Below are 25,627 nucleotides of genomic sequence, written 5' to 3'. Positions count from 1 at the left end.
CCGTGCGCACCAGGGTCGTTCTCTGGACCGACTATGTCAGCCCCTACGCCTTCGTCGCCAAGGCGTGGGCCTACCAGCTCGAAGCCGACTACGAAATCGACCTCGAATGGCGGCCCTACACGCTCGACATCGCCTCGTTCCAGGGCTCGGTCGAGCAGCGTGATCCGCACCACTGGCGTCGCGTGCGCTACGCCTACATGGACGCGCGCCGCTTCGCCAACAAGCAGGGTCTCGTCCTGATGGGCCCGAAGAAAATCTTCTACGCGCGCACGATCAATGCCGGGATGCTCTACGCGCAACAGCACGGCGTCTTTCGTGCCTACAACGATCTCGCCTTCGATCGCTTCTGGCGGCGGGACCTCGATCCGGAAAGCGTCGAGGCAGTGAGCGCTGCGCTGGAGCGGGCTGGCGCGCCTCCGGGCTTCGCCGCCTTCCTCGATGGCGAAGGCGGTGCCCGGCATGACGCGGTGCGCAGCGAGGCCGAGGCGTCGGGGATCTTCGGCGTCCCGAGCTTCGTCCTGGACGGCGAGATTTTCTGGGGTGGCGATCGAGTCTTTCTGCTGCGGGAAAGACTCGACGAGAAGGGTGTGCCGCGCCGGCGCTAGCCGCCGAGCCTAGCCCTCTGCACGATCGAGCGTGCGCTCGACGCGCTCGTGGAGGTTCTTCACTTCGCCGCGCTGCTTGCGGGCCCGCTCCTTGATTTGCCGCTTGGCGCGACGGAACGCGTCGTTCACGGCAAAGGTCGGATCGGAGAACCGCTCGTCGTCATGCGACGTGTGATCGATGTTGATGTCGATATGGCCCGGCAGCGCGATGTGAATGTGTACGCTGAAGAGATTGCTCGTGCGGTGATGACGCTCGGGAACCTGCACGATCACCTGGCAGGAGGTCAGACGGCCATGGAGCTTCTCGAGCGTCTCGACATGGTCGTTGATGAGAGCGTTCAGGGCTTCGCTGGGAGTGCCGCCCTGGTAGCTGATCCGCAATGGTGTTTCCATTTGAGCCTCCGCTTCTGTTCGCTCGCCCCGCACATGAACGTAGTCCATCGGGAAGGGGTTGCGGTTTCTATCGAGGACGTCCCGGCAGCCCTCTCTCCATCAGGTAAGTCTCCATCGCGTCATTCCAAAGGCCCGGGACGGAAATTATTTGATGACCGTTCAGGCCCGGCGGTGGTGCATACTCATGGAACGTTCCGCGACCGCCGGCCGCCCTGAAAGCGGCGAAATTCGCGCGCGAATGCACGAGCCGATAAAAGGGATCGTTGTCGCCATAGAGCCACACCGACGGGTGAGGGAAAGGCACGCCGTGCCGGAACAGGTTCTGGTTGATCGATGCCGCCGACGAGCAAGCCTCACCCATCCACCCGCCGACGAAATTGATCGCGGCGCGCGCCACGGTCGGCTGACGGCCTGTCCAGGCAATCGCCAGGCTGCCGCCGCGCGACAAGCCGCCGACTGCCACACGACCGCGGTCGACGAAGGGCTGAGCGAGGAGCAGGGGGGTGATCGCGTCGATGTCCCGCAAGGCGCGATCGGCGCCGGCCAGTGCGAGCGTCTCCTCGCAACTGTAGCCATAGGCACGGTTCGCTCCGAACCCCTCGTCGTAGAGACCTTCCGATCCGCCACGGCCACGGCGCGACGGCAGGATGACCGCCCAGCCGCGATCCGTGAACCACTGGGCGAGAACAGTCGGATTGTACGGCCGTGCAAACGCCGCCGGATCGTTGCCGCGGCCGGTCGAGCCGTGATGGAAGATCAGCGTGGCGAACGGGCCATTGCCGGCCGGCTTGTAGGTGATGGTGGCGAGCTTCACGGACTCACCGTCGACCGTGACCGGCACCAGGGCGCGGTCCTGCGCGAACGCGGGAAGCGCCGCGACGGTAATCGTCGCGACGAGCCAACCAACGAAGCTGGAGAGCGGGGCTAGTCGCCCGCCGCGACGACCGTGGTGGCGTCCTTGGGGGGACGCACCGTGCGATGGCTCACCATGCGATGATGGAGAACGCGAACCGTGTCGCTTCCGCGGGTGAGGCAGACCCATGGAAAGAGACCGTGCAGGAAACAGGCGATCGAGCCAACCAGCATCTTGCTGCCGAAACCGAAGGCCATCCCCATGTGCTGGAAATAGGTCTCGTTGACTGAGGCGGGGTGTTCGGTGAAGCGGCGGATCATGAGAGCAATTGTACCGGCAGCGGACGGAAACGGCTTGCTAGCTTTGCGTCGGGATGGCCTAACTTGAGAATCTCATTCTGCAGGAATGCCAATGGCCGGAAAATTCACACTCGATTCCTTCGACAAGAAGATTCTGGATTGCCTGCAGGACAGTGCCGACATGCCGCTGGCCGAGGTCGCCAAGCGTGTCGGCCTGTCGACGACTCCCTGCTGGCGGCGCATCAACCGCCTGCAGGAAGAGGGCATCGTGCGCTCGCGCGTGGCGCTGCTCGACCGCAAGGCGGTGAATGCCGGCGTCACCGTGTTCGTCGCGGTGCGGACGGCGCAGCACAACGCCCAGTGGCTGACCCGCTTCGCCAAGGCCGTGGCCTCGTTTCCGGAGGTGATGGACTGCTATCGCATGAGTGGTGAAATCGACTACCTGATCCGGCTCGCCCTGCCCGACATCGAGGCCTACGACGCTTTCTACAAGCGCCTGATCGCCAAGATCGAGCTGTCCGACGTGACCTCGATGTTCGCGATGGAGGAGATCAAGTCCACCACGCGGTTGCCCCTCAACTACTTGCCCTAGCCTCTCACGGCGGCCGGCCTTAGGATCGCGCGTTTGCATGACAAGACCGCAGGGGAAACGATGAATACGGGCCCGAACACTGGCAAGAACCGCAAGAAAGTGCTGATCGTCGGCCGCATGCCGGAGGCGGGGATCGCCGTCCTCAAGGCGCGCGACGATGTCGACTACGAGATCCTGACGGATGACCGCGTCCCGTCGCTGCACCCGAAGCTCGCGGACGCCAATGCCGTGACGCTGGGCGCTACGCCGTTTCGCCAGGCCGAGCTCGACGCGGCACCCGGCATGATGGTGGTGGCCCGCCTCGGCGTCGGCTTCGATGCCGTCGAGATCCCGGCGCTGAACAAGCGCAAGATCCCGCTGATGACCACCGGCATCGCCAATTCGGTCTCGGTGGCAGAGCACGCGATGTACATGCTGCTCGCCTCGGCGCGCCTGGTGAAGAAGTACGACCGTTTCGTGCGCGAGAAGGGATGGGCCGAGCGCCTCTCCGACCTGCCGGCCGACCTGTCGGGCAAGACCATCCTGGTCGTCGGCATGGGCCGCATCGGGTCGCGCACCGTGAAGCGCTGCGTCGCCTTCGATATGGAGGTCCTCGTCCTCGATCCCAACATCTCCGAGGCCGAGATCAAGAAGGCCGGCGCCACCAAGGTGACCGACCTCAAGGCGACCCTGCCCAAGGTCGACTTCGTGTCGGTGCATTGCCCCAAGGCGCCCGAGACGATCAACATGTTCAATAAGGAGACGCTGGGCCTGATGAAGGCCGAGGCCTTCCTGGTGAACACCGCGCGCGGCGGCATCGTGAACGAGGATGCGCTGTTCGACGCGCTGAGCAGCGGCAAGCTGCGCGGCGCCGGGCTCGACGTGCTCGACAAGGAGCCGCCGGAGCCCACGAACAAGCTGTTCACGCTGGAGAACGTGATCTTCAGCCCGCACATGGCGGGCGTCACCAAGGAAGCCAGCGATCGCATGGCCGTCACCGCCATCGAGAACATCCTGAGCGTGTTCGACGGCCGGCCCAACGCAGCCAACGTCGTGAACAAGGAAGTGCTGGGCTAAGGCTCGCACGGCGGCATCGATCGCAATCGATCGATGCCGCAACCGGCAAGGGGATTTCGATGAAGTACGGACCGCTGGGCCGCTCGGGCCTGATCGTCAGCAGGATCTGCCTCGGCGGAAACTCGTGGGGCGCCAAGGGCCGGCGCGGCTGGGGCAAGTTCGACGAGTCCGAGGCGCCAGCGTATTTCAAGCGGGCGCTCGATGTCGGCATCACCTTCTTCGACACCGCCGATACCTACAATTTCGGCCGCTCCGAGGAGATCATGGGCGCCACGCTCATGAAGATGGCCAGGCGCGAGGATTTCGTGCTGTCGACCAAGGTCGGCATCCGCATGAGCGAGAACCAGAACGACGTCGGCACCGGCCGCAAGCATCTGATGGCCTCGATCGATGCGCAGCTCAAGCGCCTGCAGACCGACTACATCGACGTCTACCAGGTCCATCGCCTCGATCCCCACACGCCGATCGAGGAGACGATGTCCTCGCTCGACCAGATCGTGCGCTCGGGCAAGGTCCGCTACATCGGCGGCTCGACCATGCCGGCCTACAAGTTCGCGCAGATGGTGATGGTGGCGGACTGGAAGGGCTATGCAAGGCCGATCGCCATGCAGAACCTCTACAATCTGATCCAGCGCGAGGAGGAGCATGAGATGAACCGGCTTTGCCACGAGCAGGGCGTCGGCCTCATTCCCTATTCGCCGCTGGCGCGCGGTTTCCTCGCGGGCAACCGCAGCAAGGAGGGCGGCGGTTCGACCGAGCGCGCGAAGAACGACACGGTGGTCAAGGACGGCACCTATCGCGACTGCGACTGGGAGATCGTGAAGCGGCTGAAGAAGATCGCGAAGGAGAAGGGCTGCACGCCGGCCCAGGCGGCACTCGCCTGGCTGCTGCACAAGCCGTACATGGGCTCGCCCATCATTGGCGCTACCGGTCTCGACCAGCTCACTTCCGCCGCGCAGTCGACCGAGATCTCGCTGACGCCAGAAGAGTCGAAGCTGCTCGAGGCGCCCTATCAGTTCCGCGTTTCGCCGGTCAACTGAGCGCGCCGGCCGATCGCGGCCGAGAACCAGAAGGCCAGCACCGGCAGGACGATGGCGGCCACCCAGAAGACGGGCGGTGCGCCCCAGCGGTCGACGATGGGCGCGGCGACCGGCACGCCGACCGCCTGGCCGAGGAACAGGCAGAGGGCGAACAGGGCCATGCCGGCGCCGCGGGCTTCCGGCGCCATCTGCGTGCCGTTGGTCTGCAGCGTGTTGTGGAGCATGTAGAACGACACGCCCGACACGACGATGGCGGCGAACTCGACCTCGGCGGTCGGCGCCAGCGCCATGGCCGCGAAGGCGATGCCAAGGCCGGTGCCGCCCCAGGTGCAGAGGCCGCGCTCGCCCAGGATGCGCACCAGATGGTGCGCCACCATCACGTAGACGAAACCGCCAGCGCCGAAGGCCGCCACGGCTAGCCCGATAGCGGCGAAGCCCAGGTCGAAGCGCTGGTGGAGATCGGCGCCGACGAAGGTGAAGGCACCCCAGAAGACGCCGCCCTCCAGCGCCACGACCAGGATCACGGTGCGGGCCCACGGCCTCTTGAGGACGCCGAGCATCTGGCCGATCATCGAGCCGGCTGCCCGTTCGCCCGGGCGGGCGATGTCGGGCCGGGCGCGCATGACGACGAACAGAGCGCCGCCGGCCAGAATGTAGATTGCGGCCAGCACCCAGAAGACCGAGCGCCAGCCCAGCCAGTCGCCGATGGCGCCGCCCAGCGCCGCCCCGGTCATCAGGCCCAGCGTCTGACCGGTGAGGAAGCGCGCCAGGGTGGCTTGGCGCTTCTCGTAGCTGACATTGTCGCCGACCCAGGCGATGGCGAGCGGGATGATCGCCGAGCCGGTCACGCCCGTCAGGAAGCGCGCCAGGGTCAGCATGCCCAGCGAGGCGGAGATTGCGCTCAGCATGCAGCAGAGCGCGGCGCCGATGCAGGCGATGGCAACCACCGGCATCTTGCCGTAGCGATCGCCGAACGGACCGTGCACCAGCACGAAGACGCCATTGGCGAACAGGAACGCGGTGGCAGCGATCGAGGCCGCGCCGACCGTGACGCCGAAGGACACCGAAAGCTGCACCAGCAGCGGGTCGATCACGCGCATGTTGGCCGCCGACGCGAAGGCGGCGACCGACAGGAAGACAATTGCGAGTGTCGAGGTAGCGCGCGGCGGAACGGCAGTCGGCGACATGCCAGCGCCCTTACCGGGTTGGGCCGGCGAAGGAAAGGTCGTTCGTTCTTGAAAAATCGAGACGGCACGGCCAATGATGGTCCGATGATGGAAAACCTGCTCGCCCTCGCCGCCGATCCCGCCGCCTGGGCGGCGCTCATGACGCTGGTCGTCATGGAAGTCGTGCTCGGCATCGACAATCTGATCTTCATCTCCATCCTGACCAACAAGCTGCCCGAGCATCAACAGTCGCGGGCGCGCAAGATCGGCATCGGCATGGCGGTGTTCATGCGCCTGGGCCTGCTCAGCACGATCGCCTTCATCGTGCAGCTGACGCAGCCGCTGTTTTCGCTGTTCGGCCGGGATTTCTCGTGGCGCGATCTCATCCTGATCGCCGGTGGCCTGTTCCTGATCTGGAAGGCCACCACGGAGATCCACGATACCGTTGCGAACGACGCTCATGGCAAGGAAAAGTCGGCCGCCGTCGGCGCGGCGACGCTGACCATGACGTCCGCGATCGGCCAGATTCTCGTGCTCGACCTCGTGTTCTCGCTCGACAGCATCATCACCGCCGTCGGCATGACCGAGCATCTTCCGATCATGGTCGTCGCCGTCGTCGTCGCCGTGCTGCTGATGCTGCTGGCCGCCGACCCGCTGGCGCGCTTCATCGGCAACAATCCGACCATCGTCATGCTGGCCCTCGGATTCCTTCTGATGATCGGCGCCACGCTTCTCGCCGAAGGCGTGGGGGTGCATGTGCCCAAGGGCTACATCTATGCCGCCATGGCTTTCTCGGCGCTGATCGAAGGTCTCAACATGTTGTCCCGTCGCAAGGGCAGGAAAGAGTAAAGACTGAACGGGCGCTGGAGGCGCTTCCGGCCATGAAGCTCAAGGATCAGGTAGCCATCGTCACGGGTGCCGCTTCCGGCATCGGCGCCGCGACCGCGCGATTGTTTGCGGCCGAGGGCGCGAAAATTGCGCTGGTCGATCTCGACGAAGCGGGCCTCGCAAAGGTCGCGACGGAGATCGGCGGCGACACGCTCACTGTGACGGCCGATGTCAGCAGCGACGAGCAGGCGCGTGCCGGCGTCGCTCGCATCATGGACAAATGGGGCCGCATCGACGTGCTGGTGACGGCAGCCGGCGCGTCGCTGGGCGGCACCGTGGACAGGATCGACGAGGCGACCTGGGATCGTACCTTTGCGATCAACGTGAAGGGCACCTTCCTCTGGGTTCATCACGCCATTCAGCCGATGATCGCCGCGAAATCCGGTGCCATCGTCACCCTGGGCTCGCAACTCGCCCAGTCGAGCCTTGGCAACAACGTCGCCTATATCGCCTCGAAGGGCGCGATCGCCTCCTTCACCAAGACGGTCGCCGTCGATCACGCGCGCCAGGGCATCCGCGTCAACGCGCTGATGCCGGGTGTGATCGACACGCCGATGCCGGCGCGCTCGCTGAAGCGCCAGGCCGACCCCGAAGCGGCACGCGCCCTGTGGAAGACGCGCCATCCGATGGGCCGCATCGGCCAGCCGGAGGAGGTGGCCAAGGCCGCGCTCTTCCTTGCTTCCTCCGATTCCTCCTTCACCACTGGAACGCTGCTGTTCGTCGACGGCGGCTGGACGGCGCACTGACATGCCCAGGAAACTCACGCCCGAACAGATCGAGGGCTATGCAAGCGACGGCTATGTCTGCCCGGTCGATGCTTTTTCGACCGAGCGCACACGGGCCTGGCGCGAGAGGCTCGAGAGCTTCGAGCGCGCGCAGGGCCAGAAGATGACGCGCGGCCATAACTTCAAGCCGCACCTTCTGTTTCCCTGGGTCGACGAGATCGTTCATTCGCCCGAGGTGCTCGACGCGGTCGAGGATCTGATCGGCCCCGACATCCGCCTGTTCCATCTCACCGTCTGGCCCAAGGATGCCGGCTCCGGCGCCTATGTGAGCTGGCATCAGGACGCGACCTACTTTGCCCTCGAGCCGGCCTGCCACGTCACGGCCTGGGTCGCACTGACCGACGCGCCGGTCGAGGCGGGCTGCATGGAGGTCGTGCCGGGTTCGCACAAGCTCGGGCAGCTGCCGCATGCGGAGATGCAGGATCCGGAGAACCTGCTGTCGCGCGGCCAGGCGCTGGCGGCGGACGTCGATCGCAGCAAGACGGCCTTCATGCCGGTGAAGGCGGGCCAGTTTTCGCTGCACCACACCCATCTCGTGCACAATTCGCGGCCCAACCGCTCGAACGACCGGCGCATCGGGCTCGGCATCAGCTACATCCCGACCTCGGCGCGCTGCATGTCGCCCACGAGGGTCAGCGCGATGCTGGTGCGGGGCGAGGACAGGTACGGACACTTCGACGACGAGCGCCGGCCGCAGCAGGAGGCGGGTCCCGAGGAGCGCGCCTTCCATACCGAGGCGGTCGACAGGTTCCGGAAGATGAATGTCGAACAGACCGACAACAGGGTTGCGGTCGTCAAGAGGTAGGAATGCACACGATCAAGCTGCCGTATCACGACCGGTATCCCTATTCGCCGATCACCGAGCGCAAGGATTACTCGTGGCCGGAGGGCAAGCGGCTCGCCGTCTATCTCGGCCTCAACATCGAGCATTTCGCCTTCGGTGCGGGCGAGGGGCATCTGCTTACGGTCGCCAACCCGCCGCCCGATCCGCGCACCTTCGCCTGGCGCGACTACGGCAACCGGGTCGGCGTGTGGCGCTGCCTCGAACTGTTCGACGAGCTCAACCTGCCGGCTGCGCACCTGATCAACACGACGGTGTTTGACTATGCGCCGCAGATCGTCGACGCGCTGAAGGCGCGCGGCGATGAGTTCATCGGCCATGGCCGCACCAATGCCGAGCGCCACGGCGGCATGTGGGAGGCCGACGAGAAGCGCTTCCTGCAGGAGATCGGCGATTCGATCGAGAAGGCGTCGGGCAAGCGGCCGCGCGGCTGGATGGCGCCGTGGATGGCCTCGACCCGCGTCACGCCGGATCTTCTCAAGGAGACGGGCTACGACTTCCTGATGGACTGGCCCAACGACGACCAGCCGATCTGGATGAAAACGCGCTCGGGCCCGCTGCTCAGCGTGCCCTATCCGATCGAGGTCAACGACAGTCCGCAGGTCCTGGTGCGCCATCACAGCGGCGACGAATTCCGCGACATGATCATCGGCCAGTTCGAGGAGCTGTTGCGCCAGTCGGCCAAGCAGCCGCTGGTCTGCGGCATCGCGCTCCACACCATGATCGTGGGCCAGCCCTACCGGCTGCGGGCGCTGCGCGAGGCGCTGTCGCACATCGCGAACCATCCGCAGAAGGACAAGGTCTGGTTCACGCGACCGAGCGACATCTACGATCACTGTGCCGCCCTGCCGGCGGGAACGATGACGCCCCCGGCGGCGTGAGCGCGCGATGACGGCCATCGCAATGGCCGGCTGGCTGGCGCAGGCCGGCCTGCGCAACATGTCCCTAGAGGACCTGGTCGACGGTTTCGGCCGCCGCCTCAACGAGGCCGGCCTGCGGATCGAGCGCATGTTCGTGGGCATGAATACGCTGCATCCCATGGTGCGGGCGCGCAGCCTGATCTGGACTTCGAGCGAGGGTGTCGCCCGGCATTTCGAGTTCGCCCATGCCGATATCGATTCGGCGCAGATCCAGCAGAGCCCGTTTGCGGCGATGCTGCGTGACGGTATCGCCGAGTTGCGGCAGCCTCTCGACCGCGCCGACGAACTGCCCGACACGCCGGTGTTCGACGAGCTGCGCGGCGTGGGCATGTCCGAGTGGATGGGTTGGGTGCAGCCGTTTGGCGAGCTGACGCCGCAGGTTGGCAGCCCGACCGAGGCCGATCATGCCGAGCGGCTGTGGCTCGCCGTCTCGGCCGCGACAGACCGGCCCGGCGGCTTTTCCGAGGAGGGCGTCGCACTCCTGCGCGAGGTGCTGCCGGTCTTCGGCGTAGCCGCAAAGGCCACGAGCCTGCGCGGCATCGGGCACGGATTGCTGGCGGCCTATCTCGGCAACGATCCGGCGAGCCGCGTGCTGTCCGGCACCGTGTTGCGTGGCGAAGTGCAGAGCGTCGAGGCCGTGGTGTTCTTCACCGATCTGCGCGGCTTCACGGCGCTCGCCGACACGATGCCGGGCCGCGAGCTGATCGTGCTGCTCGACGACTATTTCAACTGCATGGTCCAGCCCGTCATGGCGCATGGCGGCGAGGTACTGAAGTTCATGGGCGACGGCATGCTGGCGGCCTTCGCGGTGGTCGCCGGCAATCGCGCCGAGGTCTGCGCCTCTGCCCTCGCGGCGGCGCAGGAGGTGCTGGGGCGCGTCGACGCACTGAACGTCGAGCGACGCAAAGCGGGCCAGCCCGCCACTTCGCTCGACATCTCCCTGCACATCGGCCGCGTGCTCTACGGCAATGTCGGCTCGGACACGCGGCTCGACTTTACGGTGATCGGGCCGGCGGTGAACGAGGCCTCGCGCATAGAGGCGCTGTGCCAGCCGCTCGGCCAGGCACTGCTGATCTCGCAGGCTTTCGCCGAGGCGGCGACTGAGAGTCGCGACCGTCTGGTGTCGCTCGGCCGCCATCGCCTGCGCGGCGTTCGTGAGGATACGGAACTGTTCGGTCTAGCTAATCAGCGGCCGTAGACCGCGCTCTCGAAGGCGTAGAAGAGCGGCAGCGACTTCACGTCGGCGAAGGGCAGGATCTGGGTCATGTAGACGCCGCCTAGACCCTTCTTGCGGTCGATCCAGTAGTAGGTGTTTGGGAGGCCGGCCCAGCAGAGGCTGCCGGGCGAGCGGCCCGTCGGGGCTTCCTCGTTGTTGATCAGGAAGCTCAGGCCCCATTGCTTGGTGACGCCGGGGAAGAACTCGGCGTCGTTGGACAGAGCCGGCATCACGGTCTTGAGCAGCGTCACGGTCGAGTCCCCCATCGAATTCGTCGCCATCGCGTCGACCGTTTCGGGTTTCATCACGACGTCGCCGCGCGCCGACTTGCCGCCGTCGAGCACCATGCGCACGAACTTCAGATAGTCGTTGGCCGTCGAATAGAGCCCGCCGCCGCCCGCCTCGAATTCGGGATCCTGCGGGACCTCACGCTTGAGGTCGGCGACCAGGCTGCCGTCAGCCTTTCGATGATGGACGCGGGCCATCCGGGCGCGCATCGCGGGCGTGAGGCGGAAGGCGGTGCTGTCCATGCCGAGCGGCGCGAACAGCTCGTCGTGCATCACCTGGCCGAGCTTCCGGCCTGTCACCGCCTCGACCATCTTGCCGGCCCAGTCGATGCCGATCCCGTACTGCCAGCGCGCGCCGGGATCGAACAGCAGCGGCGTCGTCAGCGACTTGTCGAGGCCGGTGCCAATGGTGGGTACGTCCATGACTTCGCGATACTGCAGGATCTCCGGGTTCCAGATGTCGTAGCCGAAGCCGGCGGTGTGCGTCAGCAGATGGCGCAGGGTGATGTCGCGTGTTGGCTTGCGCAGGCGCGGCTTGCCGGCGGCGTCGAAGCTTTCGAGCACCTGCACGTCGCCGAGATAGGGGATCACTTCTTTTGCGGGCGCATCGAGTTTCAGCGCACCGCGCTCGACCTGCTGCATCGCCACCGCGCCGGTCACCGCCTTGGTCATGGAGGCGAGCCACACGACGGTATCGGGGGTCATGTCGGCGTCCTGGCCCAGGATCGCCTTGCCGAAGCCGCCCTCGTAGAGCGTGCCGTTCCCGCCCGTGGCGACGGCGGCGACGCCGGGCACGTCGCCGCGTTGCACGGCCTCGCTCAGAATCGTGTCGATGCGTGCCTTCATGACGTAGCTCCTGCAAGACCGACCGTATCGAGCGCGAAGGCGTAGCCGATCGCCACCTCGTCGAGGCGGGAGAAGCGGCCCGACGAGCCGCCATGACCGGCGCCCATGTTGGTGCGCAGGATCACCGGCCCGCCGCCCGTCATGGTCGCACGCAGGCGGGCGACCCATTTGGCGGGCTCCCAATAGGTGACGCGTGGATCGGTCAGGCCCGCCATCGCCAGGATCGCCGGATAGGCCTGCGCCGTCACATTGTCGTAGGGCGAGTAGGAGCGGATGTAGCGGAATGCGTCCGCGTCGGTGATAGGATTGCCCCATTCGGGCCATTCCGGCGGCGTGAGCGGCAGCTTGTCGTCGAGCATGGTTGCCAGCACGTCGACGAAGGGCACCTCGGCGATGATGCCGGCGAACAGATGCGGCGCCCGGTTGGCGACGGCGCCCATCAGCATGCCGCCGGCGCTGCCGCCGTGGCCGACGATACGGCCGGCCGCCGTGTAGCCGGCGTCGATCAGGGCACGGCCCGCGGCGACGAAGTCGTCGAACGTGTTGGTCTTCTTCTCGCGCTTGCCGTCGAGATACCACGACCAGCCCTTGTCGGCACCGCCCCGGATATGAGCGATCGCATAGACGAAACCGCGATCGACCAGCGACAGTCGGTTGGCCGAGAAGGAAGCCGGCATCGCCATGCCGTAGGAGCCGTAGCCGTAGAGGAGCAGCGGTTCGCGGCCGTCGCGCACCAGGTCGCGGCGATGCAGGATCGAGACCGGCACCTCGGCGCCGTCCGGCGCGCGGGCAAGGATGCGTGTCGTGACATAGGCGGCCGGATCGTGCCCGGAGGGAATCTCCTGGCGCTTGCGCAGGGTCCTCTGCCGGGTCGCCATGTCGTAGTCGTAGATTTCCGACGGCGTCGTCATCGACGAATAGGCGAAGCGCATCACCGTGGTGTCGAACTCGAAGCCGCCGACCATGTCGAGTGAGTAGGCGGTCTCGTCGAAGGCGATCGTGTGCTCGGCCTGTGTAGCGAGGTCGCGGATCACGATCGAGGGGAGCGCGTTGGCGCGCTCCAGCCGCACGAGATGGCCGGCGAAGAGATCGATGCCCAGGATGTAGGTGCCGGGCCGGTGCGGCACCAGTTCGCGCCACTGGGTGCGATCCGGCGCGGCGAGCGGCGCGGTGACGATCTTGAAATCGATGGCGCCGCCTTCGTTGGTGAGGATGAAGAGCTCTTCACCGCGGTCGGCCACGCTGTAGCGCACGCCCTTCTCGCGCGGCGCGATCAGCCGTGGCGGCGCGTCGGGCAATGAAAGATCGACCAGCCTCTGCTCGGTCGTGTCGTGATCGCCGCCGGAGATGATGCAGAAGCGTCCGCTGGCGCTTTCACCGATGCGGGTGAACCAGCCCACGTCCTCTTCCTCGTACACCAGCACATCCTCGGTCTGCGTCGTGCCGAGCCGGTGCCGGTAGACTTTCAGCGGACGGTGGTTCGCGTCGACTTTGACGTAGAAGAAGAACGAGGAGTCGTGTCCCCAGACGACGCTGCCGCTGGTCTCGTCGAGACGGTCGGGCAGGTCCTCGCCGGTGTCCCAGCGACGGACGCGCAGGGTGAAATACTCCGAGCCGCGCAGGTCGGCGCTCCAGGCCTCGAGCCGATGATCGGGCGAGTGGCGCGTGCCGCCGAACTTGAAATAGTCGGATGCCTTGGCCAGCGCATCGCCGTCGAGGATCGTCTGCATCGCGCCGCCGTCGCGCGGCGTGCGGCCGATCTGCTGGTGCTGGCCGCCCTCGCGGAACTTCCAGAGATAGGCGAACGGCCCGTCCGGTGTCGGCACGCCGGAATCGTCTTCCTTGATGCGGCCGCGCATCTCCGCCACCAGCGTCTTCTGCAGTACCTGCGTCGGGCCGAGCCTCTGCTCGGCATAGGCGTTCTCCGCTTCCACATAGGCGCGGATGTCGGGATCGAGCAGGGACGGATCGCGCAGCACCTCCTGCCACTTCTCGTCCTTCAGCCACGCATAGTCGTCGACGAGCGTGACGCCGTGCAGGGTGCGCCGCGACGGGCGTCGCGGCGCGATCGGTGGCTTCATGAGGCGCTCGCAGACGTCAGTAGTTGCCGGCCTTCGCGGGCGCCTTGGCCGGCGCTGCGGGCTTGTCGCCCAGCATGCCGCGCATCTCGGCGCCCTTGGTGTCCCACCAGTCGGCGAGGATGCGGACGTCCCAGCCGATGCAGAAGTGCTTCACGCCCATGTCGAGATACTTGGCCGCCTGGCTGGGGTCGCGCAGCTCGACGCGCGGGTGCAGGCCCTTCTTCAGCGCCATCTCGATCGTCTTCTTCTCGGCCGCCACCACGTCGGGGTGGTTGGCCTGCCCGGTCAGCCCGATGCTCATTGAATAGTCGGACGCGCCGAACTGCACCATGTCGAGGCCCGGCACGGAGAGGACGGCATCAAGATCGTCCACGCAGGACTTCTTCTCGACCATGATGGCGATCACGACTTCGTTCAGCGCGTCGACATAGGCGGGCGAGCCGCCGGTGCGAACCGTGCCGACGTCGCGACGCATGCCGACGCCCAGGCGTCCGCGGCCGCGGGCGCCCTCGGCCATGGTCGTCTCGGCGCGCACCGCATCGACGGCGGCCTTGGCGTCTTCCACCGAACGGATGTCGGCGAACAGCACGCTCTGGAAGCCCGAGCCGATCGCCCGCATGGCCTGGTGCGTGTACTGCGTCTGCTCGATCTTGATCATGCCCGACATGCCCATCAGCTCGAACGAGCGTCCGAGATTGTCGAGGTCGTGCATGGTGAACGGCGCATATTCGGCCGTGAACTCCACATAGTCGTATTGCCTGGAATGACCGATCAGTTCGACCAGTGTCGGCCAGGCCGACAGGATGTGCGTGCCGACGGTGGGCTTGCCCGCGTTCAGCGCTTCACGAAGTGGATTGCGGCTCATCTTGTTCCCCCAGGGTGGTCGTTCGCGCTAGTGTGGCACCTTGTGCAGGGGGAGTTCCATGTTTCCGACGAGAGATAAACTGACAATCTGCTTCGCGCATGCGGCATACCAGATGAAGGCCCGGTTCGATGCCCGGAATACCGGCATCAACAGCTTTCAGGTGCGCAGCTATGACGAGTTCGTGCAGCGGGTCGGCGAGGCCGATGTCGTCTCCGTCTCGGGCATGTGGAAGAACGACATCATCCCCCACGCCACCAGGCTGCAGTTCATCCAGTCGATCAGCTCCGGCATGGACCAGTATTCCAGGGAGCAGCTGGGTGCCAAGGGCATCCGCCTGGCGAGTGCAGCGGGCGTCAATGCCCGTGCCGTCGCCGAGCACGCGCTCGCGCTGATCCTCGCCGTGTACCGGCGCCTCCCCGAGGCGCGCGACAACCAGCACAAGAAGGTCTGGCGCGGCATGCTGGGCGATCTTACCCAGCGAGAGGACGAGTTGGGCGGCAAGACGCTGCTGATCGTCGGCATGGGACGCATCGGCAGCCATCTCGCCAAGCTCGCCAAGGCCTTCGACATGAAGGTGATCGGCGTGCGTCGTGATCCGAAGGCGGGCCCCAACGGCGCCGACGAAATCTACGGCATGGAAGATGTGGTGAACCTGGTCTCGCAAGCCGACATCGTGGCGCTGACCTGCGCGCTGACGCCGGAGACGACCGGCCTGATGAGCGCAGCAGCCTTCGCCGCGATGAAGCCCTCGTCGGTTTTCGTGAACGTGGCGCGCGGCAAGGTTGCCGACGAGGCGGCCCTCATCAAGACGATGGAGGCCAACAAGATCTGGGCGGCAGCCCTCGACGTCACCGCCGAGGAACCGTTGCCCGCTGCGTCGCCGCTTTGGACACTGCCGAATGTCTTCATCACCCCGCACACCGCGGGCGAGACTCGCGCCTATGAAGACAACGTAATCGACATCCTGATCGAGAACCTCGACCGCCTGTGGCGGGGCGAGGCGACACTCCGCAACCAGGTTCTGTAAGCCGGGCGTCCAGGCCCGGGCCTCGGGAGGGACGAGCTACTTCTTGTCGTCCTTCTTGTTGTCGTTGTTGTTGCCCCGCTGAGGCTGCTGTTGCGGCTCGGCCATCGGCGGCTGGGCAATCTGCAGCTGTTGCGGCTGCGCGCCAGGCGCCCGGCTTTCCTTCTCTTTAGGTGCCTGCTGTTGTGGCGGCTGAGGCGCCTGCTGCTGCGGACGCGGCGGCTGCGCCGGCTGCGGAGGCTCGGCCCGTGGCTGCGGCGCGGCCTGACGCGGCGCTTCCGGGCGGGGCGCGGCCTCGGGCTTCGGTGCAGGTTGCGGGGTGACCTGGCGTGGCTCTTCCTGACGGGACGGCAGCGTTGCTGCCGGCTTCGGAGCCGGTGCGGCCTGCTTGGGGTCTTCCGGCTTGGGCTGCGGCGCGGCGGTCGGCTTTGCCTGTTCCGGGGCCGCCTGCTTGCGATCATCCGGGCGGGCCGGGGTTGCGGTCGGCTTTTCCGGCGTCGGGGCGGCCTTTTGCGGCTCGTCCCGCTTGGGCTCATCGCGCTTGGCCGGCGACGGGTCGGGCGATGCCAAGGCCGGCTTCGGCGGCGCCGGTGGCGCTTCCTTGGTCGGGGCGACGGCCGGCTTGGCGCCATCCTGCTTGCTGTCGGGCTTCCCGGCCTCGGGTTTCGACGGCTCCGGCGCGGCCTTCTTCGTCTCCTTCAGCGGCGGCGGGGCGGCTCCCTGACGCGGCTGCAGCGGCGGCGTGGCGGGCTTGGCGGTTTTCACGTCGGGGCTTTCGGCGGTTTTGGGCTTGGCGTCGACACCGGCCTTGGTGTCGGCCGAGACGAACTTCGGGCCCGGCGCCTTGGCCCCGGTCTGCTTTTCAGCGGGCGTGGGCCTGGCGAGGGTCGGCATGTCGGCCACCGCCGTCCTGGGGACAGCAACGTCACCCGGCTTCGCCTTGGCCTCGGGCGCGGCCTTGGCGTCGATAGGCGGCTTCTTCGCGTCCGGGGCCTCGGGCTTGGCGGCGGTCTTGGCATCGGCAGCGGCCGCCACCGAAGCGGTGGGGGCCGGCGGTGCCGAGACGGGCGCCACGGCGGCCTTCGCCATTTGGTCGGCCGTGACCGTCAGCGCCGCGCGCTGCACCGGCTGCGAGCGCACGAAGGTCTGTGACGGCACCACGGTCGCGAAGCGCTGGTTGGCCAGCACCGAGTTCCGGCCCGCAACGAATGCCTCACGGCGCTGCGCACGCTCCCAGCGATCGTTCAGGTCACGGTCCTGGATCTGCGCCGACCGGTTGATGCGCTGATAGTAATCGCGGTTGGTCGAATAAGGCGGGACGTATGCCTCCCGCGGTCCCAGCGGGAACCAGCCGACGGGAGCCGCATTGCGGCCCTGGTTGCCGAGCTGCGCCGCCAATTCGAGGCCGCCCACGAAGGCGACCAGCGCCGGTGCATAGACCGGCCGCTGCTCGCGCTGCGGCGGCACCCAGACCCAGCGATTGTTGCTGTTGGCCCAGCGGCCGTAGTGATAGGGCGCAAAGCCCCAGGGCTGCTCGTCGATCCAGGTCCAGCCCCACGGCTTCACGTAGGACCAGTGACCGGTGCGATAGGGCGCCCAGCCGGCGGGCGTCGAGCGCGGCACCCAGACCTGGCCGTAGCTGCTGCCATTGATCCAGTTGCCGTAAGCGTTGAGATCCTCGTAGCCGGTCATGCCGGCGGGCACATATTGCGGCTGCTGGTCGTAGATCACCTGCCGGTCGCGCGCGGCCCAGGAAGCGGCGGGCGCCGGCGGCGCGGCCTGGATGGTCCGGAGCTGCAGCGCGCTTCCGTCGCCGAAAACCTCGCCGACTTCGCCGGCGCGGACCGCCAGAACCTTTCCGTCGAGGCCCTGGATCTGTGCCGCACCGGCCCGGACGCCAAGGCGCGTCGGGTCCTGCGTGGAGCCCGCCTCGACGTAATAGTCGCCCTGCTGCTGCAGGGTGACCGTGCCGCGCGGCGTCACGATCTCATAGGGCTGCGCCGTATCCATCGCAAAGGTCTTCACGTCGATGCGGCCCTGTGCCAGTTGCAGGCGGACCTGTTCGTCATCGATTTGCGACATGTCGAGTTCGGTGGACCCGTCCATGCGGATACGGGTGCCGGCGACGGAAACCTCGCTGCGGGCGTTGGGTTCGGTCCAGATCGCGTCGCCGCTCGTGAGTGGCGTGTTGAGGACGGCCTTCGTCCAGCCGCTCTGCTCATCGTCGTGAAACGACACCGTACCGTCCACGAAGGCCAGCCGTCCGACCCGTCCCGGCGGTTCGCCCTGGGTCTGAGCCGTGGCGGCCACGGTAACCAGTGAAGCGCCGATCAACCCGGCCAGAAGCTTCAACGTCGTCCGACCAAAAGCTTCGCCCATTTCGGGACCTCCTGCTAGGCTAGGTCCCGTGAACGCCCGATTGCTGGCGCGGTTGCGCCGCCGGGAAGAAGAACAGGGGGAGATCAACATGAGTGTCGCCGATCCGCACCGCGTCGTCCTGACGGGCGAAAACCCGTTCCTTCGTCTCAGCGAGAAGGACGGCGATCCCAATTCGACCGATGCCAGCTACTGGCGAATCCTGTTCTGCCCGGCCGGTCCCGGCCATGTGCTCTATCTCAAGAGCGAGCTGACGCATGGCCACTGGCGGATCTATTCCGACAACATCGCCATGGCGCGCTGGCTGCAGCAGACCGTGCAGGGAATGCTCAATCCCGAGCTGAAGGACCTGTCGATCCCCGTAATCGACGCCGATTTCAGCAAGTCCGGCGACCCGCGCTACTTCTGGACCGAGTACGTCTCGGCCCCCGACGCCGAGATCGCGCTGACCTGGCACGATATCGGCGACCCGCTGCTGATCCACACCGAGCCCAACCAGGCCCCCAACCCGCGGCCCTATGGCGTCTGCACCGTCCTGGTGCCTGCGCTCTCCGGCCGGTTGACGCTGAACGGCCAGCAGGCCCGCGGCAAGCCGTGGCCGCGCGAACGCGAAGGCCGCCCCTTCAGCACCTCGGCCCTGGCCTTTTCCGAAAGCTGGACGGAACAGCGCTGAAATCTTCCCGCTTCCCCTTTGCGGACTCCGCAAAGGGGAAGTGCCCTCGTCTCACGAGGGCGATGGGGTCATGACCCGTCCGGCCCTGCGGGCCACCTCCCCATTTGAATGGAGAGGAATACGATTCTACGGCGCGAAGCCGTAGGCCTTCGCGAGTTCGGTGTAGCTGTCGCGGCGGATCTGCTCGTCGTGGGTCCAGGTGACGACGGCCATCTCGTCGACGCCGACATGCTCCTTCAGCGCGGTGATGCGGGCCGCGACCTCGGGTCCGGTGCCGACGAAGGAGTCCTTGCGGAACTGTTCCATTTTCGCCCGCTCGAAATCGGCGAGCGGGGCCTGCGCGGCCTCGTCGGGCGGCAGCAGCGGCCCCAGGATGTTCTTGTCGCGATTGATACGGCTCAAGGCCCGCGACGTAAAATGGTACTGCGCCTTTTCCGTCGTATCCGCGGCCAGTGCCCACACGCAGAGGGCCGAGTGCGGCTCGGGATGGCGCGCGCTGGGGCGATAGCTGCGCTTGTAGAGATCGATGGCGCGTTCGCCGCCGGCGCCGTCGCTGAAGAACCAGGCATAGCAATAGGGCAAGCCGAACAGGGCCGCGACCTGCGCGCCATAGTCGGAACTGCCAAGGATCCAGACTTCCGGCGACGTCGGCGACTGCGGGAACGCCTTCACCGAGCCGAAGGGGTGGCGCTCGACCAGTGGTTGGTTGCTCACCCAGGCGATGAGGTCGCGCACGTCGGCTGGGAAATGCTCCGGCCGTTCGTTCGCCGCCGGATTGAGGGCGTAGGCGGTACGGCCGTCCGAGCCCGGCGCGCGGCCGAGACCCATGTCGATGCGTCCCGGCGCCAGCGCTTCGAGGACGCGGAAGACCTCCGCCACTTTGAACGGCGAATAGTGCGGCAGCATGATGCCCGCGCTGCCGATCCGGATGCGCTCGGTCGTGGCGGCGATGGCCGCCATCACGATCTCGGGCGCGGTGCCGACGATGGTCGGATGGTTGTGATGCTCCGACACCCAGAAGCGCTCGTAGCCCAGCGCCTCGCAATGCTGGGCGAGCGACACGGTGTTGCGGATCGACTGGTCCTGCGGCCGGCCGGAGACGGCGATCGACTGGTCCAGGACGGAAAGGCGGAAGGGACGCGACATGGGATGGAGATGGGCCCTGCGACCTATTCCGGCAAGGTCGCGATCATGTAGAGCGTCTGGAGCTGCTGCGTCGGCCGCGCATTCTTGCCGAACACGTCGCTGAAGATCGTGGCGATCTGGCCCGACCGGTAGATGTGGCTGAGTGCCCGGTCGACGGCCAGGCGGAACGGGCCTTCGCCCAGTTTCAGGGCGAGCGCAAAGGGCTCCAGGCTGAGATAGGTGTTGGCCAGCAGGATCCTAGCGGCGTCCTTGTGATCCTTGATCATCGCCGTGAGCATCGCGCCGCCGGCGAAGTAGGCCGAGATCTCGCCCTTCTCGAGCGCCGTCATGGCCGCGGTAAAATCGGTGAAGGGCACGACGGTCGCGTTGACGTGGATCGAGGTCAGCGCCTTGCGCAGTTCCTGTTCCGTCAGCGTGCCGGCGACGGCGCCGACCTTTTTGCCGGCGAACTCCTGCATGTCGCGCGGGCCGTCGTTGCGGATGGCGAAGGTCGTGCCGTCGACGAAGGTGGTGAGGGAGAAGTCGACCACGGCGCGGCGGTCGAGCGTTTCGGTGAGCGAATCGCAGAGCAGGTCGATCTTGCCCTGCTTGATCATGTCGAGCCGGTTCTCGGTGGTGACGGGCACGAACTCGACCTTGAGGCCGGGCAGCTTGAGCTGCCGGGCGATGTTCTTGGCGACGGCTTCGCAGAGCTGGACCATGAAGCCACCGGGGACGCCGTTGGCGCCCTTGTAGGCGAAGGGATGCGCGTTCTCACGGAAGCCGCCGCGCAGCACGCCGTTCTTGGCGATGTCGTCCAGCGTGCCGGCCCAGGCGCTGCCGGCGGCCAGGAAGCTCATGGCCAGCGCAAGACCGCTCAGGATTGGCTTCATCTCGTCCCTCTTCGAATGACGGCGGAACAATCCGATATTCGGTCACGCGTGGCCACTGGAAATCCGGAAGAGCGGAAACGCAGAGCCTGCGCACGGCGGTCGACGAGGATTGTGGTGGCTTGTAGCGCCGCGTCCTGCGGGCCAAACTCCGGGCCGATTTTTTGGACCCCGGAGGACCCGCATGTCGACCGCCACTGCCGAAACGAAGACCCAGGCCCTGCCGGCCAATACCTACAAGCCCAAGGGCATGCTGATCGGCGGCAAGTGGGTCGAGAGCGCCTCCGGTGCACGCATCACCATCGAGAATCCGGGCAAGCGCACGGCCGTCGCGGAAGTGCCGCGTGCCGGAGAAGCTGACGTCAATGCCGCCGTCGCGGCCGCCGAGAGGGCCTTCCCGGCGTGGAAGAACGTCGTGCCGCGCGAGCGCGGAAAGATCCTGCTCAAGATCGCCGAAGTGCTCGAGGCCCGCAGCGAGGAGATGGCGCGCACCATTGCGCTGGAAACCGGCAATGCGCTGCGCACCCAGGCGCGCGGGGAGGCCAAGCTGGCGGCCGACATCTTCCGCTACTTCGGCGGACTGGGCTCGGAGCTCAAGGGCGAGACCGTGCCGCTCGGCGAGCATGTGCTCTCCTATACGCGGCGTGAGCCGCTCGGCATCGTCGGCGCCATCATCCCGTGGAACGCGCCGGTCATGCTGGGCGCGCTCAAGATCGCGCCCGCGCTCTGCGCCGGCAACGTGCTGGTGATGAAGGCGGCCGAGGATGCGCCGATGGCGGTCCTGCTTATGGCGGACATCTGCCAGGAGTTCCTGCCGCCGGGCGTGCTGAACGTGCTGACGGGCTACGGCGCGGAATGCGGGGGCCCGCTCGCCAACCATCCGAAGATCGCCAAGCTTTCCTTCACCGGCTCGACCGAGGTCGGCAAGGTGATCATGCGCGCCGCGGCCGAGCGCATCGTGCCGGTGTCGCTCGAACTGGGCGGCAAGAGCCCCTCGATCGTCTATCCCGACGCCGACGAGGATTGGGCGGTCGACGGCATCATCAATGCGATGCGTTTCACGCGTCAGAGCCAGAGCTGCACGGCCGGCTCGCGCATGTTCCTGCACGAGGACATCTTCGACAGCTTCCTCAAGAAGCTCGAAAAGAAGACCACGGCGCTCAAGATCGGCGATCCGCTCGACGAGGCGAGCGACATCGGCTCCATCATCAACAACAAGCAGTACTCCAAGGTCTGCAAGTACGTCGAAGACGGCCTCGCTCGTTCCGATGCCAAGCTGGTGTTCGGCGGCCTGCCGCCCAAGACCGGCCCGCTGTCGGAAGGCTACTTCACCATGCCGACCGTGTTCGCCGACCGCTCGAACGACTGGCGTCTCGCCCGCGAGGAAATCTTCGGGCCGGTGCTGGTGGCGATCCGCTGGAGCGACGAGGCCGAGGCGATCCGCATGGCCAACGACAGCCATTACGGCCTCGCCGCCTATGTCTGGACGCACGATATCGGCAAGGGCCTGCGCGCCGCGCACGCCATCGAATCGGGCTGGGTGCAGGTCAACCAGGGCGGAGGACAGACGCCTGGCATGTCCTACGGCGGCTACAAGCAGAGCGGCCTCGGCCGCGAATTCTCGCTCGAGGGCATGCTGGACAGCTTCACGCAGCGCAAGAGCGTGACGGTCAACCTCGCGGTCTAGTGGTCATGAGTAAGGATCCCTCGCTGCGCTCGGGATGACACCGCTTTTTGGACAAGTGGATCGTGTCATCCCGAGCGTCAGCGAGGGATCCTTCTCTTAGACCGGCACCCTCAGATGATGCTCGGTCGCACCTTGGTAGGCGTGACCGATGCGGTAGAGCATCGCTTCGTCAAACGGCCGGCCGACGAGTTGCAGGCCGATCGGTGCGCCGTTCGTGTCGAAGCCGCAGGGCACCGAGAGCGCCGGCACGCCGAGCGTGTTGAACGGGCGCGTGAGGCCGGTGAAGCCCGCCACCATCTTCAGCACCGCCGGTCCGCCCTTGGTCTCGGTATCGGTCTCCTCGATGGTCGGAAGCGGGAAGGGAATCGCCGGTAGCAGCACGGCATCGACGCCGTCCATCGCCGTCGACAGGAACTCCTTCACGAAATGGGCCCGCAGGCGCAGCGCGTCGATGTACTGCGTCGCCGGGATGAAGAAGCCCGCCTCCATGCGCGTGCGCACCTGGTTGGCATAGAGCTCGGGCGTCTTCTCCATCCAGGGCCGGTGCATGGCGGCCGCTTCGCACTTCACCATCACTTCGGCGGCGCGATAGAGCGCGGTGAAGTCGGGCAGGGTGACGGCGGAGACCTTTGCGCCGAGCCGGCCGAGCGTGTCGGCCGCGGCCTGGATGGCTGCGCCGATCTGGGGATCGAGCGGCGCCGGCCCGTCGTTCGGAAGAGCCAGCCCGATGCGCAGGCCCGCGACGCCGCCGTCGAGCAGCGCCTCGTAGTCGGGCACCGGCTTCTCGCTGGTGGTCGAATCGTCGGGATCGTGGCCGGCGATGACGGACAGCATGCGGGCATTGTCGCGCACGGTGCGGGTCAGCGGGCCGACATGGTCGAGGCTCCACGAACGGGCAACTGCGCCGGCCCGGCTGACGCGTCCGTAGGTTGCCTTCATGCCGACCACGCCGCACGCCGCGGCGGGCAGGCGGATCGAACCGCCGGTATCGGAGCCCAGCGCGCCGTAGACCATGCGCGCGCCCACCGAGGCGCCCGAGCCGCTCGAACTGCCGCCGGTGACTCGCGTCTGGTCCCACGGATTGCGGCAATGGCCATGATGGACGTTGTGGCCCGTGGGACCGGCGGCGAATTCCGCCATGTTGAGGAAGCCGAGTTCGACCACGCCCGCCGCGTCGAGCTTGTCCAGAACCGTCGCCGTCACCGGCGCCACCCAGTCGCCACGGATCCGGCTGCCGCCGGTCGAGACCTCGCCCTTGCGGTAGTACATGTCCTTGTGCGCCATCGGCACGCCGTGCAGCGGCCCTCGCCGCTTGCCGGCAGCCAGTTCGGCGTCCATCGCCCTTGCCTGCTCCAGCGCCTTCTCGCGATAGACGCGCAGGAAGGCGTTGACCCTCGGCTGCCACGCATCGATGCGGGCAAGGCAGGCTTCGGTCGCGGCGACCGACGTGGTGCGTCCCTCGGCGATCGCATCGGCAATGGCGGTGAGGTCGTCGAGCGCGAGATCTTCGTTCTTCACGAGCGCGCTTCCTTCGCCATGACGCTGGCGAACGCTGCGGGGTCGTCGTCGAAGGTGAGACGCGCTGCAGCGGCCTTGCGCACGGCGTCGTTCAGGATCTCGACCTCCGCCGCCAGCTCGGCGAGCCGCTTGTCGTCGTACTTCACGCCCTGCAGGCCGGCCGCGATGCCCGCGGCCGTCTTCGTCTTCTCGTCCATCGACTTCTCCTCAGAGCTTGAGCCGCCGCGCCTCCATGCGGGCACGGTCCTCGGTCGGGAAGGTCATGATCTTGCGGATCTTCTGATCGAACTTCATGCCGACCGCCTCGGCGCAAGCAGCAAGCGTGCCGGTCTCGGCCTCGAACAGGAAGTGCGTGAAGGTGATCGTCTTGTCGGTGAAGGTGGCGAGACCGCTCATCACCACGGCGAGGTCGCCCGCGCGCAGCGGGCGGCGATAGCGGTTCAGCATCTCGACCACGACCGACCCTTCCTGGCGTTCCTGCATCGCCGCGCGGTCGAAGCCCATGTGGTTCCACAGGACCGGCGCGCCGTCGGAGTAGCGGCCGAAATAGTGGCGGGGCAGGAAGTCGCCGCGTTCATCGCATTCGTCGGGCGTGATCTGCGTGCGGCCGACCTCGACAAGGCCGATCGAGGGGGCGTCGGCGAGCGACAGGTCGGGCAGCGTGAGCTTGCCGACGCTGCGCGGCCGGGCGGAGTCCGGCAGGGCCACGCAGGTCGCCTCGGCCTTGGCGCGGAACGCCGCTGGCCAGGGACGGTCGCATTCGATGCGCCGGCGGATGGTGGCGGCGACCTCGCCTTTCGCGGGATTGCGCACCTCGTGATAGGCGACGAGATCGCGCTCGCCGACTTCGACGGGAGCCGAGTGGACCTCGACCGGCTCGACCACGCGGAACTCGCGCAGGTAGCGGACATGGTCGTCGACCACCCGCGAGGCGGCCTCCGCTGCCCGCTGGGCGCGCGGCCCGAAGCCCAGATGCGCCAGCAGGCTGGCCGACGCCTCGTGGGCGAACTCGGTGTAGAACTGGACGTTCAGATGGTTGTTTTCGTCGCACTGCCACGTGTTCACGGCGGTGCTGAAAGTCGGGATCAAGGCGGGACTCGACACGCTAAATGCTCTCTGCAATCTGTGGATGACTGCCTCTGATGGCCTAAAAAGCCCCAAAAATCGACATTTTCCGTGCATTCCGGACTTGCGGGGGATCGATTCGTGGATAACCTTGGCGCCGTCAACGGTGCCCTGGGGCGTCAGGAGACGTTGGCGAACCAAAGAAATGTAAGGAACCCCTCAACCATGGCTACCAAACCCACCACTGTTCCGACCGTTCCGCTGTCCAAGGTCGCAGCCGAGCTGGCCGAAAAGACGGGCATGACCAAGAAGGACGCGACGGGCGCGCTCGACGAGTTCGTCGGCCTGGTCGTTCGTCACCTCAAGAAGGGCAACAAGGTCCGCATCACCGGCCTCGGCATTCTCCAGGTCCGTGCCCGTCCGGCGCGCATGGGTCGCAACCCGGCGACCGGCGAAGCGATCAAGATCAAGGCTTCGAAGAAGGTCGCCTTCCGCGTCGCCAAGGATCTCAAGGAAGCGATCTAACTCGTTTTCGA

26 protein-coding genes are annotated in these 25,627 nt (G+C 66.7%); 13 read left to right on the top strand and 13 right to left on the bottom strand.

Translation table 11 applies throughout. The features are described from left to right. Positions 1-2: 2 nt before the first annotated feature. Positions 3-605 (top strand): DsbA family protein, encoded by a 603-nt coding sequence (locus KQ910_RS00415; RefSeq protein WP_369408262.1) that lies wholly within the window; start codon positions 3-5, stop codon positions 603-605. A 9-nt stretch (positions 606-614) separates the two neighbouring features. Here KQ910_RS00415 and KQ910_RS00410 read toward each other — a convergent pair whose 3' ends face one another. The 3 genes from KQ910_RS00410 to KQ910_RS00400 form a co-directional block, all read right to left on the bottom strand. Next, positions 615-998 (bottom strand): HPF/RaiA family ribosome-associated protein, encoded by a 384-nt coding sequence (locus tag KQ910_RS00410; protein WP_216955842.1) that lies wholly within the window; start codon positions 996-998, stop codon positions 615-617. Between the two features lie 67 nt (positions 999-1,065). Then, on the bottom strand, positions 1,066-1,839 hold the full coding sequence (locus KQ910_RS00405) for a CocE/NonD family hydrolase (protein ID WP_216955839.1): 774 nt from the start codon (positions 1,837-1,839) through the stop codon (positions 1,066-1,068). 83 nt (positions 1,840-1,922) lie between these two features. After that, positions 1,923-2,171, bottom strand: a complete 249-nt coding sequence (locus tag KQ910_RS00400) for a DUF6356 family protein (protein WP_216955836.1) — start codon at positions 2,169-2,171, stop codon at positions 1,923-1,925. Between the two features lie 91 nt (positions 2,172-2,262). Between KQ910_RS00400 and KQ910_RS00395 the strand changes: the two genes are divergently transcribed. Genes KQ910_RS00395 through KQ910_RS00385 form a run of 3 tightly spaced genes read left to right on the top strand, consistent with a single transcriptional unit; the run spans position 2,263 to position 4,838 of the window. After that, a complete protein-coding gene (locus KQ910_RS00395; RefSeq protein WP_216955833.1) occupies positions 2,263-2,742 on the top strand; it encodes an Lrp/AsnC family transcriptional regulator in 480 nt (159 codons plus the stop codon). 60 nt (positions 2,743-2,802) lie between these two features. Next, the gene (locus KQ910_RS00390) at positions 2,803-3,798 is read left to right on the top strand and encodes a hydroxyacid dehydrogenase (protein WP_216955830.1); all 996 of its coding nucleotides are present in this window, start codon (positions 2,803-2,805) and stop codon (positions 3,796-3,798) included. A gap of 59 nt (positions 3,799-3,857) precedes the next feature. Continuing rightward, positions 3,858-4,838, top strand: a complete 981-nt coding sequence (locus tag KQ910_RS00385) for an aldo/keto reductase (protein ID WP_216955827.1) — start codon at positions 3,858-3,860, stop codon at positions 4,836-4,838. Here the strand turns inward: KQ910_RS00385 and KQ910_RS00380 are convergent. Beyond that, a complete protein-coding gene (locus KQ910_RS00380) occupies positions 4,811-6,025 on the bottom strand; it encodes an MFS transporter (protein WP_216955826.1) in 1,215 nt (404 codons plus the stop codon). The genes KQ910_RS00385 and KQ910_RS00380 overlap by 28 nt on opposite strands. An 87-nt stretch (positions 6,026-6,112) precedes the next feature. On the opposite strand from KQ910_RS00380, the gene KQ910_RS00375 reads away from it, so the two are divergent. Genes KQ910_RS00375 through KQ910_RS00355 form a run of 5 tightly spaced genes read left to right on the top strand, consistent with a single transcriptional unit; the run spans position 6,113 to position 10,636 of the window. Next, positions 6,113-6,853, top strand: a complete 741-nt coding sequence (locus KQ910_RS00375) for a TerC family protein (RefSeq protein ID WP_216963461.1) — start codon at positions 6,113-6,115, stop codon at positions 6,851-6,853. Positions 6,854-6,885: 32 nt separating this feature from the next. Further along, the gene (locus tag KQ910_RS00370) at positions 6,886-7,638 is read left to right on the top strand and encodes an SDR family oxidoreductase (protein WP_216955823.1); all 753 of its coding nucleotides are present in this window, start codon (positions 6,886-6,888) and stop codon (positions 7,636-7,638) included. 1 nt (position 7,639) lies between these two features. After that, the gene (locus KQ910_RS00365; protein ID WP_216955819.1) at positions 7,640-8,482 is read left to right on the top strand and encodes a phytanoyl-CoA dioxygenase family protein; all 843 of its coding nucleotides are present in this window, start codon (positions 7,640-7,642) and stop codon (positions 8,480-8,482) included. Positions 8,483-8,484: 2 nt separating this feature from the next. After that, positions 8,485-9,399 carry a polysaccharide deacetylase family protein gene (locus KQ910_RS00360; protein WP_216955816.1) on the top strand — a complete coding sequence of 305 codons (915 nt, stop codon included), beginning with the start codon at positions 8,485-8,487 and terminating at the stop codon, positions 9,397-9,399. Between the two features lie 7 nt (positions 9,400-9,406). Then, on the top strand, positions 9,407-10,636 hold the full coding sequence (locus KQ910_RS00355; RefSeq protein WP_216955813.1) for an adenylate/guanylate cyclase domain-containing protein: 1,230 nt from the start codon (positions 9,407-9,409) through the stop codon (positions 10,634-10,636). Here KQ910_RS00355 and KQ910_RS00350 read toward each other — a convergent pair. Genes KQ910_RS00350 through KQ910_RS00340 form a run of 3 tightly spaced genes read right to left on the bottom strand, consistent with a single transcriptional unit; the run spans position 10,624 to position 14,733 of the window. Further along, positions 10,624-11,787, bottom strand: a complete 1,164-nt coding sequence (locus tag KQ910_RS00350) for a serine hydrolase domain-containing protein (RefSeq protein WP_216955810.1) — start codon at positions 11,785-11,787, stop codon at positions 10,624-10,626. The genes KQ910_RS00355 and KQ910_RS00350 overlap by 13 nt on opposite strands. Then, entirely contained in the window at positions 11,784-13,868 is a 2,085-nt protein-coding gene (locus KQ910_RS00345; protein ID WP_216955807.1) for a S9 family peptidase, read from the bottom strand. Before KQ910_RS00345 ends, KQ910_RS00350 begins: the two co-directional genes overlap by 4 nt. Before the next feature lie 16 nt (positions 13,869-13,884). After that, complete coding sequence (locus tag KQ910_RS00340; protein ID WP_216955804.1) at positions 13,885-14,733, bottom strand: HpcH/HpaI aldolase family protein; 849 nt, start codon at positions 14,731-14,733, stop codon at positions 13,885-13,887. Between the two features lie 112 nt (positions 14,734-14,845). Here KQ910_RS00340 and KQ910_RS00335 point away from each other — a divergent pair, with 112 nt between their 5' ends. Next, positions 14,846-15,760, top strand: a complete 915-nt coding sequence (locus KQ910_RS00335) for a D-2-hydroxyacid dehydrogenase (RefSeq protein ID WP_216955801.1) — start codon at positions 14,846-14,848, stop codon at positions 15,758-15,760. Positions 15,761-15,796: 36 nt separating this feature from the next. Here KQ910_RS00335 and KQ910_RS00330 read toward each other — a convergent pair whose 3' ends face one another. Then, a complete protein-coding gene (locus KQ910_RS00330) occupies positions 15,797-18,136 on the bottom strand; it encodes a DUF6600 domain-containing protein (RefSeq protein WP_216955799.1) in 2,340 nt (779 codons plus the stop codon). Between the two features lie 88 nt (positions 18,137-18,224). Here KQ910_RS00330 and KQ910_RS00325 point away from each other — a divergent pair, with 88 nt between their 5' ends. Further along, complete coding sequence (locus KQ910_RS00325) at positions 18,225-18,806, top strand: hypothetical protein (RefSeq protein ID WP_216955796.1); 582 nt, start codon at positions 18,225-18,227, stop codon at positions 18,804-18,806. A gap of 126 nt (positions 18,807-18,932) precedes the next feature. Here the strand turns inward: KQ910_RS00325 and KQ910_RS00320 are convergent, their stop codons facing one another. Together KQ910_RS00320 and KQ910_RS00315 are read right to left on the bottom strand one after the other, a co-directional pair. Further along, a complete protein-coding gene (locus KQ910_RS00320; RefSeq protein WP_216955794.1) occupies positions 18,933-19,952 on the bottom strand; it encodes an LLM class flavin-dependent oxidoreductase in 1,020 nt (339 codons plus the stop codon). Positions 19,953-19,975: 23 nt separating this feature from the next. Beyond that, positions 19,976-20,824: an amino acid ABC transporter substrate-binding protein gene (locus tag KQ910_RS00315; protein ID WP_216955791.1), complete on the bottom strand. Its 849-nt coding sequence runs from the start codon at positions 20,822-20,824 to the stop codon at positions 19,976-19,978. 181 nt (positions 20,825-21,005) lie between these two features. Between KQ910_RS00315 and KQ910_RS00310 the strand changes: the two genes are divergently transcribed. Beyond that, the gene (locus KQ910_RS00310; protein WP_216955788.1) at positions 21,006-22,508 is read left to right on the top strand and encodes an aldehyde dehydrogenase family protein; all 1,503 of its coding nucleotides are present in this window, start codon (positions 21,006-21,008) and stop codon (positions 22,506-22,508) included. A 96-nt stretch (positions 22,509-22,604) separates the two neighbouring features. On the opposite strand, the gene KQ910_RS00305 is transcribed toward KQ910_RS00310, so the two are convergent. From KQ910_RS00305 to KQ910_RS00295, 3 genes are read right to left on the bottom strand one after another with little or no spacing between them, the layout of a single operon-like run. Continuing rightward, positions 22,605-24,026: an amidase gene (locus tag KQ910_RS00305; RefSeq protein WP_216955785.1), complete on the bottom strand. Its 1,422-nt coding sequence runs from the start codon at positions 24,024-24,026 to the stop codon at positions 22,605-22,607. After that, positions 24,023-24,223, bottom strand: a complete 201-nt coding sequence (locus KQ910_RS00300; RefSeq protein WP_216955782.1) for a hypothetical protein — start codon at positions 24,221-24,223, stop codon at positions 24,023-24,025. The genes KQ910_RS00305 and KQ910_RS00300 overlap by 4 nt, the downstream gene beginning before the upstream one ends. A gap of 10 nt (positions 24,224-24,233) precedes the next feature. Continuing rightward, positions 24,234-25,130: an acyl-CoA thioesterase gene (locus tag KQ910_RS00295; protein WP_216955779.1), complete on the bottom strand. Its 897-nt coding sequence runs from the start codon at positions 25,128-25,130 to the stop codon at positions 24,234-24,236. A 150-nt stretch (positions 25,131-25,280) separates the two neighbouring features. On the opposite strand from KQ910_RS00295, the gene KQ910_RS00290 reads away from it, so the two are divergent. Beyond that, entirely contained in the window at positions 25,281-25,616 is a 336-nt protein-coding gene (locus KQ910_RS00290; protein WP_255560204.1) for an HU family DNA-binding protein, read from the top strand. Positions 25,617-25,627 lie beyond the last annotated feature (11 nt).

The organism is Reyranella humidisoli (assembly GCF_019039055.1).
Lineage (GTDB): Bacteria > Pseudomonadota > Alphaproteobacteria > Reyranellales > Reyranellaceae > Reyranella > Reyranella humidisoli.
The sequence above is the reverse complement of the archived record's forward strand: the minus strand, read 5'-3'. Positions and strand labels throughout refer to the sequence as shown.